We start from the raw sequence: 14,637 nt of genomic DNA on the forward strand, positions 1-14,637 counted from the left end.
TATCTTACATAAAATTTATTTTTTTTATGATTATATATTTAAAATAAATCATATTTATTTAATTTTATTTTATAGCATTAATATCCAGTACAATTTGAAAATCAATTCTAGGAAATCATTGACTAAATATGTATTTAAAAGTTATATTTAAAACAAAATTTTTTTATTATTTCCTAACTTCAAGATATTTGCTTATCCACCGTTATAACATGTTCTACTAGCCAATCCGTAATAAATTTTAACAATTCAAGTAAATGATTTTGTTGATTATTATCAATAATATTGTAATCTATAGAATCAATTTTCCTTATAAAATCTTCATGTTTTATCTTATGTTCAAAAAACTTCTTATATCTAATTGAAAGCATATAATCTTCTTCCGCTTTAAAATGATATTTAGTATAATCCTTTAATTCTTCCACAGCTGTTATTATTTGATCATATTTGTCTATTATAAATTCATTATTATATAATTCATATACTTGATTAAATAATCTAAACAGCTCCTTATGCTGTTCATCTACTATCTCTATCCCAGTTTTAAACTTATCGCTCCATTCAATCATTCTTCAAATCCCCTCTTAGAATAAACTAACTTTTCTTTTATACTTTTAATGTCTTATAGAAATCATCCCATAGATCTAGCAATTTCCTACCTATCTCATCCCCATTACTTTCATATACACTATATATTTCAATACCACCTGATGAGTTAATAAACATATTTGCAATTTGCTCATTACTCATAGGAGATTTAATCTCCCCTCTTTCTCTTGCCAAACTAATAACCTCCACCCACGCATTATATTGAAGCTGTTTAGATAAAGTTAATTTTTCTTTTAGTTCTGGGAAAAGTCGTATTGCATCAAATATAAGAGAAATATAATTAAAGCTTGGAGAAGCATCTTCCTCTTCATCTTTGCCTTTTTGTTTAATATTTTCTACATAATAATTAATATAGTCTATATAAAAATGATAAAGAGATTCCTTGCTAAACTTATCATAAGGAATATCTAAGACAGAATTAAATACATTATTTACAAGTTCAAGAAACAATTGTTCTTTACTATTGAAGTAATGATAAAAAGCTCCTTTTGACAGTCCTGTTTCTTCTACAATATTTCTTAAAGTAACTTCTTTAAAACTTTTTTGAAGAAATAAATTAAATGCAACACTTAAAATATGATCTCTAGTATTATTCATAATTTTACCTCATTCATCATTTTTATATTTATAATTATAAGTTATGGAACTTAGATACCTGTAACTTGATGGATTTGTATAAGATTTCCACAAGTATCATTGAATACTGCTACTATACTTCCAACAGTCTTAGTAGGAACCATAGTAAATTCTACACCTAAGTTTAACATTCTTTTATATTCTTTTTCAATATCTTCTACACTAAATGATGTTGCAGGTATCCCTTGTTCAAATATTGCTCTTTGAAATTCTATGGATGCTGGGTTACTATTAGGTTCAAGAAGCAATTGAGTCCCGTCTTCATCCTCAGGTGAAACAACAGTGATCCAATTAATTTCAGGAATATGGACTTTCTTTACAAACCCCAAAACCTCTGTATAAAATTTAAGTGCCTTATCAGTATCATCTACAAATACGTTAGTTAAGTCAATTTTCATTATTTATCCTCCTTTAAATTTGTTATTATATGTTAATTGCATACCGTTCGGTCGGTATGTAATTAACATATCATTATCTTATGTAGTTGTCAATAAAATATGTATTTATTTTATACTTTTTTTCTTATCTCTGACATAAAATACTTATATCTTGTATTATTATCTATTAATTTCCTCAAATATAGAACTTTAAATCTTTTAATTTCAATATATTCTATAAATTATAATAACTTTTTTTATAAATAATAAAACTCCCATAAAAATATGAGAGTTTTATCATATATAATTTAATTTCATTCAATCACAAAACTTTTTGCTACACTAGGAACCTCATTCTCTATTAGAGTAAAAAACTCACCACTCCCTTTATCACTTAATGAATCATCTGGCTTTTCAGCATACATAATAGTAAAGGTTGCATTTGAATTACTGCCTAAATAAACCATATTAGGATTAATATCTTTAATTTCATTTTCTGTGTACTTCTTAGTAATTCTATATATAGTGAACAGATCTTGTTTTATATCACTTATATTTACATAATAAGATTCTTCATCTAAATCAGCTTTAAACTCCTTAGAGTATGATGTATTCGTACCACTACTAATTAATTTTGAAAAAAAGTCCTCACTTACAGAAAAAGAAAATCCCATTGCCGTATTTCTCACTTCTTCTGTATTCTCTTGAATATCTTCTTTACCTATGAAGATGAAACTATTTAACACTTTTTCAAATTCATCAATATACTTTTCAATTCCTTTTTCATCAGAAACAGTATCTACTTCAATTATGTATGTTGTTTTATCATCTTCTCTCTGAAAAACATAATAATATACTATTCGTCCCTGATTATTTTCTTCAGACACTTTAATTTTTCTAGCAGATATAGATTCCTTTCCAATAATCACATCTTCAGTTTCTATATTCTCTGAAAATGCTTGTAGTTTTAATCCCTCCTCTGTATCCTTTAAATCATATTCACTTGTAGATATTGCTAAAAAAATATTAGGAATTTCCACTGTTTTCTCAATTTCACCTATGAAACTGATAGAATTGCTTTGATTAGAATTATCATTGTAAGAAAGAATATCTGATGGATATGTTATTTCAACACCTAGTCTTTTATTAAGAGTTTTCTCATATTTATGATCTACCTCTTCTATTTCATTGTTAGAAACCTCTTCATTATTTTGATTAACATTATTATTAATCTCTCCATTGTCATCATTAGTTTTACTTCCACAGCCTACTAATAATGAAGCTATTGCTAAGGCAATTAAAAAACTCTTCTTCTTCATATTTCCCTCCATACTATAATTAATTTAGAATATATTTTTATAATATAATGAGATGTAGAATTTTGCAAATTATTCTGTATTTTCTTTATTCTCATAACATGTTTTAACATATCTAACTTACTCTTTCTCCGGCTTTAATTAATACTTTATCCTTAAACATAAATATACTTTGAATAAATAGGAATAACCCTGTTACTATAAGTAACCACTCTATTTTTATAATATCTGCCATAGGCCCAAAAATCATCATACCAGTTGGCATCATAATACTTGATATCATTCCAAGTACTCCAAAAACTCTTCCTTGGAAATCTGGATCTACCTTTTCTTGCAATAAAACTGTTGATGGTGTATTGAAAATAGGCATAGCTACTCCCACAATAGCCATAATAGCTAAATATATCCAAAATATCGGAGTGACCCCTAAAAGAAAAGTACATATTCCAATGATACAGGTAGATAACGTCATAGTATATACTCTATTCTTAAATCCACCCCAAGATGCGATAATTATACCACCAGCCATCATTCCTATGGAAAATGTAATTTCTATGGCTGTCAATCTCCAAATATCATTTCCAAAACTACGAGTCACTTGTAATGGAGTTAAGAAAGAAATAGGTGCAGCTAAAATAAAGAAGAAAGTGCAAAACACAAAGAACTTTTTTACATAACTATGATTTTTTATATAAATAACTCCTTCCTTCATATCATTAAAATAGCTAGACTTCTGAGCTTCTGATGCTTTAGAATGAGCTTTTACTTTAAGGAATAGCAATAATGTGAATACAGCTATTGCAGCAGTTATAACATCTATAAAGAATATTGTTTCAATTGTGGCCATGCTCAATAATGCTCCACTTAGCATAGGGCACACTAGCATTGTTAATGATTGTATGCTACCATTTATTCCACCTATTTTAATAAGCTTATCTTCTGGAACAATTTGTGGTATAAACGCTCCAACAGCTGGAGTTTGAACTCCTGTTCCTAATGATCTTATTCCCAAAACTAAAAATAACATCCAAGAAGAATCATATCCTAGAAGAAAGATTATAGCTAATATTAATGTGGAAATGGCTATTATTGAATCTGATAAAATTATTAGCATCTTACGATTATATCTATCTGCCCAAACTCCTGCGAATGGAGAAATGAAGAATGATGGTAGGAACCCACATATTATAGATATTGTCATCATAGCTCCAGATTGAGTTGTTAAGGTAATATACCAAGTGATAGCGTATTGGACAAGCATTGATCCAAATAGAGATATAGTTTGACTTGTTAAAAAAAATATGGCGTTTTTCTTCCACTCCTTTTGTGTGTTAGTATTCATCATATTTACCCCTTTCATGGCTAGATTAAAATAAAAAGTCCTCCAAAATGTTACATTTGGAAGGACATAGCATTACAACATAATATATTTAGAACAGATATTATTATACAGTGTTATTAGTATAATCTGCACTCTATATAAGGTAATATCTAAGATTATCGGCTTCCACTTTATAATGAGCCAAAAACATTACCTACACTTTCATAATAACGATACTTTACTTTCTTACTTGTTTCAATAACTCCAAATCCTCGTTTAAATACGACAATCTCCATTTCTATATCTACAGGTTTATGGTCTTTGTTGCAACATTCTTATTAAACGCACTATCATGCTCAACAAACAAAATTGTAGGTTTATATTCAATTAATAGTTCCTCAATCTGCATACGAGAAATGACATCAATAAAATTCAAGGGTTCATCCCAAATATATAAATGTGCCTTTTCACACAAACTTCTTGCAATCAATACCTTTTTCTTCTGTCCTTCACTAAAATATTCTATTTTCTTTTCAAACTGCTCTCTTGAAAAATCAAGTTTTCTAAGAATAGATTTAAATAAACTTTCATCAATACAGTATTTGTATGCATATTCTGATAAGCTACCACATAAATCTGATGTATCCTGGGAGACATAAGAAATTTTTAACTGATTATTTTTTATCACTATTCCACTATGAGGAATATCTTCTCCACAAATCAATTTCAATATACTTGATTTACCACTACCATTCTTACCCTTAATGGCAATCCTTTCACCTTGCTCTATAGTAAATTTTACTCCTTCGCAAATAAATCTATCATCATAATAAATTGAAATATCTATAAGTTCCACCAGCTTGTCACTATGAAAAGAAAGTGGTATTATTTTTAATCTTTCATTAGACTCAATATTTTTAAGAAGTTTAGATTTTTCCTCGATCATTTCTTGTTGCCTGGATTCTATATTTTTAGAACGCTTCATCATTTTTGCTGCTTTGTGTCCAACATAACCTCTATCTAATTTACTTCCATACTTACTTCTTTCCACACTATATGACCATGCGGTTGTACGCTTTACTGAATACTCAAGCCTGTTAATATCCTTTTTCAATTTTTCATTTTCTGCGACCTCAAAACTATCTTGTAATTCTTTATTTCTCCACCATGAAGAAAAATTTCCTTTCTGTACTTCAATATTAGTTTTATTAATAGCTAAAATATGATCGATACAGTCATCTAAAAAAGCTCTATCATGTGAAATCAAAATAAATCCCTTCTTTTTTGACAAGTAGATACTGAGCTTTTTTCTACCTTCAGCATCCAAATGATTTGTAGGCTCATCAATAAGCAGGAATGCATTTTCTTTCAAAAACATAGCAGCAAGCATTGCTTTAGCCTGCTCACCTTTTGATAGTGTATTAAACTGCCTATATAAAACATCATCATCTATATCCAACAAGGATAATTCTTTGATTATCTCCCACTCCATTGAATTTGGACTGATTTCCTTTATAATATCTATGGTAAAGCTTTCTGTATCCTGCATCTCATAAGGAAAATATTCAAAAGTTACATTACTTGAAATACTGCCTTCATATTCATACTTTCCTAGTAAAAGATTCAAAAAAGTAGTTTTTCCTCGTCCATTTCTACCGGTAAACCCTAATTTCCAATTAGTATCTATTTGAAAATTTACATTTTCAAAAATATTATCATAACTTCCTTCATATGCGAAGGTTAGATTTGTAACATTTATTAGCGACATATTCTTGTCCTCCTCTGTAATTAATATTATATATAACAAAGTCAAAACAATAGGCGACTTTTATTACTACTCCATATAAATGTCGTACGAAATATCCGCCTTTATAAGAAGATTATCATGTATTAGCAAAGTATCTTCTTCACTCATTATATTATTCATCCTCCTTGCGCTTATTATTAATAAAAATAAAAGCTGCAAGAAATTATTATTCTTACAGCTCAAAAATATACATAGTTAAACTAATCTTTATAGCATAACATATCATATATATTAAGAGAAAAAATGATAACTTCCTTGCATAAGCACAATAAAAACAGAGTAGATCTGTTTATCTTCTCGTCATATTGTACTCTAAAAATTAGCAATAAAAGTTAATCATTTTCCCACCTCAAATTTCATTTTTTATAATTATAACATCATATATGTGAAAAGTCAAAATAAAAGAATTTTTCAAAATTTTTCTTAGATTTGCTTTTTCTATAGACTATAAAAATCCTCCCAAACGATACATTTGAAAGGACATATCATTAAAATATAATATATAATATTCACTTTTTATAATATAATCTATCTTACTCTAGTCATTGTCGAACTATATCCGCCACAATCTGGATATACCCAGGCACCTGTATTTGTATTGCCATCAGTACTGAACTCTCCCTTAAAATATGCAGGAGAACCTTTTTCTCCGCCCCATATTATAAGAGTATCTCCTTCTACTTCATATGTGTAGTCAAAGGTATTACCTGCACTATCATAATAACGAGACTTTATATGTTTACTTGGTTCAGTTGCTCCAAAGCCTCGTTCAAATCCAATAATCTCCATTCCCTTAACACTCTCACCATATTGTTCTAAGTCAACATATTGTATAAGGAAAAATCCACCCTCCATCCATTCATACGTAACTTTTCCTTTAACCTCTGGGCCAGATACATTCCATGTCCCAACTAATATATCTAAATCCTTTAATCTAGGATCTGGAACAGGCATTTGATAATCTCCATAATTTTCTACATCACTCATTACTAATCCTCCATTTCTAATCATATTGTTTTTTTCATTTATTCTATTTCTTATTTTCCCAATAGCAAACCTTCGGTGAAACTATTTTGCCTTCTTTTTTTAGTCTAGTCATTATTTTATCAACTTCTTTTCTCTCTATCCCTATTGCAGTTACTATTTGAGCTGCACTCATAGGCTTTTCACTTTTTACGAAATGTTCTAGTACTATCTCATAATTATCCATTAATACTTACTCCTTTCTTCATATTTATTTTTTCTTAACAGCAAACTGAATCTCTGTTTGATAGTTTTCAGTGTTATCTTCATTCCCAGGATGTCTAGTGCAATATGCTCTTTCACTGCCTATAATTGTATATCCATTATCCTCTATCCACTTAGCTAATACGCCTTCACCTTCTGGAAGAGTTTTTTCAAATGGTCCGTCACAAATAACTGTAGCTGCATTCTCAATACTATCTAGCTCCTTAAAAATATAGTTACCTTGATTTTCACGTAGCTCGCTTATAGTAACCCCTATTTCAATATCTACATTTTGTTCTTTGTATTCTAAGTCATGATATATTGAAATAACATCTCCCGTTAGAATTGAATATAAATTATTTCGACCTATAAATGAGTATAGCCTTTCCCACATTCCCTCTTGATAACTATAATTAGGAATCACTTCTCGTAGTGATAAGACCTTAATCTTTGGAACTTCCCTTAATACAATATCTCTACAAGTAGTTGAATAGTTTCCATTAGCTACTTTCTCAAGTGTAGTGGACAACCTATTAATTTTATCCTTTTGTTCAGCAATGCTTATTTCTATTTCAGTTGATTTTCTATTCATAACTTCTTCGATATAATCTTTATCTTCATAATTATCAATAATATCGTTAATTTCATTTATTGAAAATCCCATATCCCTAAGAGATATAATCCTCATTAGAAGAGGAATCTGAGTTGAACTATATAAGCGATAACCATTTACCATATCTATCTCAGCAGGATAAAAAATCCCACACTTCTCATAATGCCTTAGCATTCGTGGCGATACTTTAACTAGTTGTGAAAACTCCCCTATCCTAAACATATAATCACTCCCTTACTCCTATAAGCATTGTTTATAAAGAAAGTATAAAGTTTGACATAATGTAAATGTCAATAATATATTTTTATTTTAAAATTTTTTATAATTACATCCTTGTTTAATAAATAAATTATAATTATTCAAAAGAATAAATTACTATCAGAAGAATCCGTGCTAATCTATAATTCTATCTATAAACTTGTTACTTCTATCCACTTAACTACTACTTCTGCAAGTTTTTCCTTCTTATCATTAATATCATCCATATTCACAAGCTTTACAATAGCCCTGTCATTGTCTACCCATTTTAATAAGCCTGAAGTATCATAAAATAAAGGTTCCTTACTTTTCTTATCCTTCACCTTAGCTCCACAGTGGAAAATAATCTGAAAATATCCTTTACCGTGTAAATTAAAAGTTATTCTATCTTCATCTTTAAAACAGAAGCTAGGTGCATTCCATTTTATGTGTTCAGTAATTTCCTTATTACAGCTTAAAATTATTCTCCTAACTTCCTCTATTTCATTCTTTAATGGATGCTCCAAATTATTAAGGTACTCCTTTACTTGTTCAGCACCAGGAAGTTTCATTGATTTTTTCTTGTTTGTAACCATATATACTCTCACCTCTTCTTATAATTAATATAATTCCCGATTTTTCAACTATATCCTTATATAAAATGTACATTTTACTGATTAAATATTATGATATTATACTATTTACTCTATAAAATTTGATATTTTTCCTGAGCAAGATATATCTAATTTATGCATTGCCCTTGTACATGCAACATATAATAAATTTCTGTCCATTTCTGTCTGATAGTTTCTTTCATCTACTTTGGGAATTAGTACCTTATCAAATTCAAGTCCCTTTGACATATGTATAGATGTTATTACTATACCATCTACAAATTTATTATCATTAAAACTAAGTAAACTTATTGACTCATCTATATCCTTAAGTCTTTTATATAAGTTTGTGGCTTCTTTCTGACTTTTACATAGAATGGCAAAAGAATTATACTTCCCTTCTCTAAATTCTTTTATGTTTTTCAATATACCTTCTATCTCTTCTTCAATTGAATGATATTCATTAACTGTAACTTTTTCACCATGTCTCTCCACTGTTGACGTCTTTACATTTTTATTTATACTTTTAGAGAATTCAGCGATTTCAAAAGTTGATCTATAGCTTTTATTCAATTCCATTGATTTTGCCTCTGGAAATACAAAGCTAATCTTTTCTATGGATGTAGAGCTATACGGGTTAATATTTTGATTCTTATCTCCCATTATTGTTATTTTACAATTGAATAACTTTTTAATTACCGCATAATGTATTGGTGTATAATCCTGCATCTCATCAACTAACAAATGTCTAACATAATTATATCCATTATCTATACCCTCAACATTTAGCTTTATATATATTAATGGAAATACATCTGAATACTCTAGTTTCTCTCCTTTTTTATATAAATCATTATAACCATAATAATCAAAGAAATATTCATAAATCTCAAATGCATTCTTAAGCTTGTGCATTTGTTCAATTTTCTTTTCTATTTTCTTACTATCCCTTGTTATCCATTTCTTATCATCTTCTAAAATCTTATTTTTTAATTTGTAAATAATATCCTTTTTCAATTTATTCATTCTATTAAAAACAGGAATATTTTTATATAAATCATAACGGCTTTTTATTTCTTCTTTAGTTACAATATATCCATTATATTCTATATCTATTGGCTCAAAAAACTCCTTTTCTACAATTTTAATATACTCGTTTAACTTATTTAAAAAGTCTATAGTAGATTTTTTATTTACTCTCTTAATATTATCTTGATTCTTTATCACTAATAGCTCTTCAACTTGCTCAGAAAAAGTTTGCATTTTTATATTTTCACCTAAGATATTTTTTGCAAGGTCCTCAAATCCAAGCTCTGGTATGTTTTCTTCTCCGAGCTCTGGTAGAACATCAGATATATAATCAGCATATACCTTATTTGGAGAAATAATTAAAATATCATCAGATGAAATCTTTCCACGATAACGATATAAAAGAAATGCAATTCTATGCATTGCAATGGAAGTTTTTCCTGATCCTGCTGCCCCTTGAATAATCATAATATTTGCATTTTCATCTCGAATAATTTCATTTTGCTCTCGTTGTATCGTTGCTACTATGTTTTTCATTTTTTCGTCAGTCGACTGACTTAATTCCTTCTGTAAAAGTTCATCTCCAATATTTAAAGAGCTCTCTAGCATATATTCCATGGAGCCTTTTTTTATTTTATATTGACGTTTTTTTGTTATTTTACCTTCTACAATAGAAAATGGAGCTTCATAGTATGCATCACCAAGTTCAAAATCATAAAACATACTAGATAGCGGAGCTCTCCAATCATATATTATATTTTCACTTCCACTATTCTCTGAAAAAGAATGAATTCCTATATAAAAAACTCCTTCTTCAAAATTTTCTTTTTTAGTCTTAAAATCAATTCTTCCGAAGTATGGAGACTTTATCATTATTTCTAATCTCTCTTTTTCTTTCTTTGCTTTCTCTGCATAGTCAATTGCATTATGAACTGAAATTCTATTTGCTGACTTTTCTGCTAAGTCTAATTGAGATATATTTTCCCAAATATATTTTTTCGCCTCAGTTATTTCCTTTGAAATTCTTTCAATTTTCATATCTATATTTGTATATGAATCTTTTATTTTTTTAATAATTGTCTCTAAATACCTTTTTTCATCTTTTTCTGTTATATTCATACTATTAACACCTCTTTCATATATAAAGTATAGATATTTATTAAATAAATACTAGACTTATAATTTTCATTATGTTATTATAGTGTAATAGTACGCCCCAAAAATTGTGTGGGTGTTTTTTTATTCTAAAAAATAAGTTATATATTAATTGATACATTCTATCCAAATTATTTTAGATATATTATTTATAAAATTCGTGCTTCATATTCTGCACGTTTAATTATCTCTAGTACTGTTTCTTCAGGTGTCATAGCTGATGAGTCTATCCAAAGTCCTATTCTTGGATTTTCATTTATAAGCACTTCATAAAGAGGTTCTACTTCCCATGTAGCATAACCTATTTTATTACGTTTTTCCTCTCTTTCTATAACTGTTTCAATACTTGGATTGAGTGTAATAAAATATATAGGTTTTGATTGAAATTGTAGGAAAAAGGAAGGTAGCTCCTTCGCTAAATAAGTGTCTTGCATAACAACTGAAAATCCAGCATCGTAATACATATCTGCTACCTTAGCAGCAATATTATATCGTAGAATTAATTGTTCTAATGCATCCTTTGAATAATTAGGAGTCATATCTATCTTTCCATTAACAATCATTTTTCTAAATATATCTCCACGAATATGCACACCTTTATCAAATTGCTCAGCTAACATTTGTGCAATTGTAGATTTTCCTGAAGCCATTATCCCAGTTATAATATAGATCCCATTTTTAAGCGTCATAATATTTCCCTCCCCTTATAAACTTATTTTTCATTTAAATATAATGAGAGGTAGTAGCAAGTATAAATACTCACCACTACCTATATTTCTATAACTATCTTTTATAATTAACTTTTTTCCTTGTTGATAGAATAGCAACTCCACCAAGTACACAAACTCCAACTATTAATAGAGGAATTGTAAAATTGTTAGTTTTCTCTGCATCTTCCTGAACTGTAGTTGTTGCAATATAAAGTTCTGCATCTTGATCCTGTTCTTGTCCTCCCATAATCATAACTTCTTGTCCTTCAATTATATTAACCATATCTCTACCTAAAATCTCATATAAATAGTTAGCATTTTCATCACTATAAGGTAATATTCCTATCTCAACATAATCTTTAAATGGAACTGTATGAGTAATTTGAAAGCCCCTTTGAGATATTTCATCCTTATGCTGTTCAAATAAAGATACATTAATTTCTTGTTGCTTATTTAGAATATTCTCATCAATATCTTCATTTATTGCTTGAATTGATACAGAACTATCTGGTGCATCCGTAACCGTTCCATTAGATTGATTATTATTATCCACTATTTTTCCGTCATCTACAGATATAGGTTCTGTTTGTTGTGCTGAAGAGGCTGGCTCTGTACCTTGACCTACATATGCAGGCTCTATTTGTCCATTCTCATCAGCTAAAACTAAAGTTGATGACATTACTGACATAGATATTCCCAAAATTAAAGCTTTTAAAATTTTTGATTTTTTCATAGAATTTCTCCTCCAATTTCTTTTTATCATTTCATTGACCTAGCAATCTTAATAGCATCCTCTTCTGTTATTAATCCTTGAATTGAATAATATATTCCATTATTACTCCAATTTAGCTCAGTATTCATACCATCTATTTTTAATAATCCTGAAGATCCATTAATATCGATTTTTTCATAATTTATATATTCACTCAGAGTTCTATTCTTCTCCTGAATAAAAATAAATGACTTATTTTCTGCAAGATAATTGAGAGTAATTTTATATACATTACTTTGATCAATTCCTAATGCACTAACAACATCAAGCTTATAGCCTTCAGGAATATAAGTAGGTATAATAAAAAAACTTCCAAAACCATTTTTAGCCTCATCAATATTTTCCATAACCCATTCCTTCACTTCCTCGCTGTAATTTTTTACATTATCAACTGAATCTTCTGGGATACTTTCTGCACCTTCAGTACTTAATATATTTATATTATTTTCAGAAGTTTGATCCTGGCCTTCTTGATTTCTTAGGGTAAGATTATGAGATATATTTGTAATTCCAAGAATTAAGATAAAACTCGCAGCTGCTATCAATAATTTATAATTATAAATACGTTTTTTACTTGCATATTTTTCTAAAGTCCTTTTTTTAAGGTCTTCGCTAACTTTTATATCGCTCATGATATCATCTGCTATATTTTTAAAGTCCTTCATCTTATTCACTTAAATCAATCCTCCCTCCTAACCTGGTTTTAAGTATTTCTCTAGCTCTGTGTAGTCTACTTCTTACAGTTCCTTCAGCCACATTTAAAATTTTACTTATTTCTGCTGTATTACAATTCTGATAGTAGTAGAGTATAATAACTTCTTTAAACCGATGTGATAGGGACATTACTTCATCAAACAAAAGTTTATTTTCTTCTATTTTAATAATTCTATTTTCAATACCTATACTTATCCTTTTCTCTTTTATATTATCTGTAAGCAGCACTCTTTTAAGCCATGAGCTGCGTAACATATCCTTACATACATTGATTGTTATCCTAATAATCCATGTTTTTTCACTGCTTTCCCCTTTAAAATTTTCAAACTTATTGAAAACCTTAATAAACACTTCTTGGAAAGCATCCTCAGCACTTTGTAAATCCTTCAGATACATATAAGATGTTCTTAGAACGTCACTTCCATAAGTATCCATTAATCTTTGTATTTCTTTTTCTATATCTTGACCTCTAACTTCCTTATTCTCCTCTGGTACCGAAAGGGAATCCATAAGTTACCTCCTCTCTTGAGATGCTTACACTTATTAGACGTAGCTAATTAAATTTCCGCTCCCTATTTTTAAAATTATTTTTATTTTATTACATACCTATTTAAGAGATATTTCTAGATATATGATTATATGTTAATTATGTACATTTAAAGATATTCTTACCCTTTACTTTATATTTTTTATAATACACTCTATAAAAAAAGTAGTGCAATAGAATAAATATTACTCTACTGCACTTTTATTATTATCTATATATGATTTTCATTACAAATTAATAATTTCATAATATCTTTCTAATATTCTCTTCCATTTAGAATTTTCTTTATCACAATTACTAATTATATCCATAATTTTGCCATTAATTTTTTCATCTATTACTTTATTTTTTTGTAAATTAATATCAAGTGCAACTAATAGTATTTTTATTAAGTCCATATCACTTGCCTTAATGGATGTTATATCTATTGGAAAGAACTTTGTTAACATATTAAAGGCTACATCATAATCTTCCTTTGAATAAATTAAGTCATATAATATTTTATAATTTTTAGCATATTCTTTACTATCAATAATTCTGAAAAAATTCTCCTTTATTGGAGTACCAATATAAAATGTATTTCCACCTACATCTGTTAATGTGAATCTTCTATCACTTGCTAAATCTCTTAATTTTGAAATTCTTGGTATTCCACTACGAGGTATCTTCCCTGTATTTTTCTTATAGTTAGTTATAAATGTTTCATATATATTATCAACATCCTCTACTAACACAAAGCAGGTATTAGGATTTTCTGATGGTTTTATTTTTTTAGTACCATAAAAATGAATTTCAATTGTGCCATATTCTAATGAAGCATATGGATTGGGGGCCGTATATATTCCAGTTGTTATAAATCCCAGGTTTTTAAAAAACTCTGCTTGCTCCCTAATTGATTGACAAGGTAGAATAGGTATAATTTTATCCATAAAGCATATCCTCCTATTGTAAATTAA

Annotated in this window: 16 protein-coding genes; all 16 read right to left on the reverse strand. The window is 28.4% G+C overall.

The genetic code is table 11. The features are described 5' to 3' along the window. Nucleotides 1-179: 179 nt before the first annotated feature. Nucleotides 180-566, reverse strand: coding sequence for a bacteriohemerythrin (locus tag QK892_RS10650; protein WP_317273530.1), 387 nt, complete (start codon nt 564-566; stop codon nt 180-182). 37 nt (nt 567-603) lie between these two features. Continuing rightward, nucleotides 604-1,203 carry a TetR/AcrR family transcriptional regulator gene (locus QK892_RS10655; RefSeq protein ID WP_317273531.1) on the reverse strand — a complete coding sequence of 200 codons (600 nt, stop codon included), beginning with the start codon at nt 1,201-1,203 and terminating at the stop codon, nt 604-606. A 50-nt stretch (nt 1,204-1,253) separates the two neighbouring features. Continuing rightward, nucleotides 1,254-1,640, reverse strand: coding sequence for a VOC family protein (locus QK892_RS10660; RefSeq protein ID WP_317273532.1), 387 nt, complete (start codon nt 1,638-1,640; stop codon nt 1,254-1,256). A 293-nt stretch (nt 1,641-1,933) separates the two neighbouring features. Then, nucleotides 1,934-2,938 carry a hypothetical protein gene (locus QK892_RS10665; protein WP_317273533.1) on the reverse strand — a complete coding sequence of 335 codons (1,005 nt, stop codon included), beginning with the start codon at nt 2,936-2,938 and terminating at the stop codon, nt 1,934-1,936. A 112-nt stretch (nt 2,939-3,050) separates the two neighbouring features. Continuing rightward, complete coding sequence (locus tag QK892_RS10670) at nt 3,051-4,277, reverse strand: MFS transporter (RefSeq protein ID WP_317273585.1); 1,227 nt, start codon at nt 4,275-4,277, stop codon at nt 3,051-3,053. 283 nt (nt 4,278-4,560) lie between these two features. Beyond that, nucleotides 4,561-6,024, reverse strand: coding sequence for a ribosomal protection-like ABC-F family protein (gene abc-f / locus QK892_RS10675; protein ID WP_317273534.1), 1,464 nt, complete (start codon nt 6,022-6,024; stop codon nt 4,561-4,563). A 567-nt stretch (nt 6,025-6,591) separates the two neighbouring features. Continuing rightward, nucleotides 6,592-7,050 carry a hypothetical protein gene (locus tag QK892_RS10680; protein WP_317273535.1) on the reverse strand — a complete coding sequence of 153 codons (459 nt, stop codon included), beginning with the start codon at nt 7,048-7,050 and terminating at the stop codon, nt 6,592-6,594. A 43-nt stretch (nt 7,051-7,093) separates the two neighbouring features. Beyond that, on the reverse strand, nt 7,094-7,273 hold the full coding sequence (locus tag QK892_RS10685; protein WP_317273536.1) for a MarR family transcriptional regulator: 180 nt from the start codon (nt 7,271-7,273) through the stop codon (nt 7,094-7,096). Nucleotides 7,274-7,297: 24 nt separating this feature from the next. Then, nucleotides 7,298-8,125, reverse strand: coding sequence for a MerR family transcriptional regulator (locus tag QK892_RS10690; RefSeq protein WP_317273537.1), 828 nt, complete (start codon nt 8,123-8,125; stop codon nt 7,298-7,300). A 188-nt stretch (nt 8,126-8,313) separates the two neighbouring features. Further along, a complete protein-coding gene (locus QK892_RS10695) occupies nt 8,314-8,736 on the reverse strand; it encodes a DUF1801 domain-containing protein (protein ID WP_317273538.1) in 423 nt (140 codons plus the stop codon). 105 nt (nt 8,737-8,841) lie between these two features. After that, on the reverse strand, nt 8,842-10,902 hold the full coding sequence (locus tag QK892_RS10700; protein WP_317273539.1) for a HelD family protein: 2,061 nt from the start codon (nt 10,900-10,902) through the stop codon (nt 8,842-8,844). A 185-nt stretch (nt 10,903-11,087) separates the two neighbouring features. Beyond that, nucleotides 11,088-11,627, reverse strand: coding sequence for an AAA family ATPase (locus QK892_RS10705; RefSeq protein ID WP_317273540.1), 540 nt, complete (start codon nt 11,625-11,627; stop codon nt 11,088-11,090). A 94-nt stretch (nt 11,628-11,721) separates the two neighbouring features. Beyond that, nucleotides 11,722-12,381: a hypothetical protein gene (locus tag QK892_RS10710; protein ID WP_317273541.1), complete on the reverse strand. Its 660-nt coding sequence runs from the start codon at nt 12,379-12,381 to the stop codon at nt 11,722-11,724. A gap of 26 nt (nt 12,382-12,407) precedes the next feature. Then, nucleotides 12,408-13,085 (reverse strand): DUF4367 domain-containing protein, encoded by a 678-nt coding sequence (locus tag QK892_RS10715; protein ID WP_317273586.1) that lies wholly within the window; start codon nt 13,083-13,085, stop codon nt 12,408-12,410. A gap of 1 nt (nt 13,086) precedes the next feature. Then, on the reverse strand, nt 13,087-13,644 hold the full coding sequence (locus tag QK892_RS10720) for a sigma-70 family RNA polymerase sigma factor (protein WP_317273542.1): 558 nt from the start codon (nt 13,642-13,644) through the stop codon (nt 13,087-13,089). 264 nt (nt 13,645-13,908) lie between these two features. Further along, entirely contained in the window at nt 13,909-14,610 is a 702-nt protein-coding gene (locus tag QK892_RS10725) for a VOC family protein (RefSeq protein WP_317273543.1), read from the reverse strand. Nucleotides 14,611-14,637 lie beyond the last annotated feature (27 nt).

It is taken from the genome of Clostridium lamae, assembly GCF_033043255.1.
In the GTDB taxonomy this organism is placed as follows: domain Bacteria; phylum Bacillota; class Clostridia; order Clostridiales; family Clostridiaceae; genus Clostridium; species Clostridium lamae.

What these genes read in the sequence shown, in the direction of transcription:
- QK892_RS10650 (WP_317273530.1), bottom strand. Translation starts at nt 566, where the DNA reads ATGATTGAATGGAGCGATAAGTTTAAAACTGGGATAGAGATAGTAGAT.
- QK892_RS10655 (WP_317273531.1), bottom strand. Translation starts at nt 1,203, where the DNA reads ATGAATAATACTAGAGATCATATTTTAAGTGTTGCATTTAATTTATTT.
- QK892_RS10660 (WP_317273532.1), bottom strand. Translation starts at nt 1,640, where the DNA reads ATGAAAATTGACTTAACTAACGTATTTGTAGATGATACTGATAAGGCA.
- QK892_RS10665 (WP_317273533.1), bottom strand. Translation starts at nt 2,938, where the DNA reads ATGAAGAAGAAGAGTTTTTTAATTGCCTTAGCAATAGCTTCATTATTA.
- QK892_RS10670 (WP_317273585.1), bottom strand. Translation starts at nt 4,277, where the DNA reads ATGAATACTAACACACAAAAGGAGTGGAAGAAAAACGCCATATTTTTT.
- abc-f (WP_317273534.1), bottom strand. Translation starts at nt 6,024, where the DNA reads ATGTCGCTAATAAATGTTACAAATCTAACCTTCGCATATGAAGGAAGT.
- QK892_RS10680 (WP_317273535.1), bottom strand. Translation starts at nt 7,050, where the DNA reads ATGAGTGATGTAGAAAATTATGGAGATTATCAAATGCCTGTTCCAGAT.
- QK892_RS10685 (WP_317273536.1), bottom strand. Translation starts at nt 7,273, where the DNA reads ATGGATAATTATGAGATAGTACTAGAACATTTCGTAAAAAGTGAAAAG.
- QK892_RS10690 (WP_317273537.1), bottom strand. Translation starts at nt 8,125, where the DNA reads ATGTTTAGGATAGGGGAGTTTTCACAACTAGTTAAAGTATCGCCACGA.
- QK892_RS10695 (WP_317273538.1), bottom strand. Translation starts at nt 8,736, where the DNA reads ATGGTTACAAACAAGAAAAAATCAATGAAACTTCCTGGTGCTGAACAA.
- QK892_RS10700 (WP_317273539.1), bottom strand. Translation starts at nt 10,902, where the DNA reads ATGAATATAACAGAAAAAGATGAAAAAAGGTATTTAGAGACAATTATT.
- QK892_RS10705 (WP_317273540.1), bottom strand. Translation starts at nt 11,627, where the DNA reads ATGACGCTTAAAAATGGGATCTATATTATAACTGGGATAATGGCTTCA.
- QK892_RS10710 (WP_317273541.1), bottom strand. Translation starts at nt 12,381, where the DNA reads ATGAAAAAATCAAAAATTTTAAAAGCTTTAATTTTGGGAATATCTATG.
- QK892_RS10715 (WP_317273586.1), bottom strand. Translation starts at nt 13,085, where the DNA reads ATGAAGGACTTTAAAAATATAGCAGATGATATCATGAGCGATATAAAA.
- QK892_RS10720 (WP_317273542.1), bottom strand. Translation starts at nt 13,644, where the DNA reads ATGGATTCCCTTTCGGTACCAGAGGAGAATAAGGAAGTTAGAGGTCAA.
- QK892_RS10725 (WP_317273543.1), bottom strand. Translation starts at nt 14,610, where the DNA reads ATGGATAAAATTATACCTATTCTACCTTGTCAATCAATTAGGGAGCAA.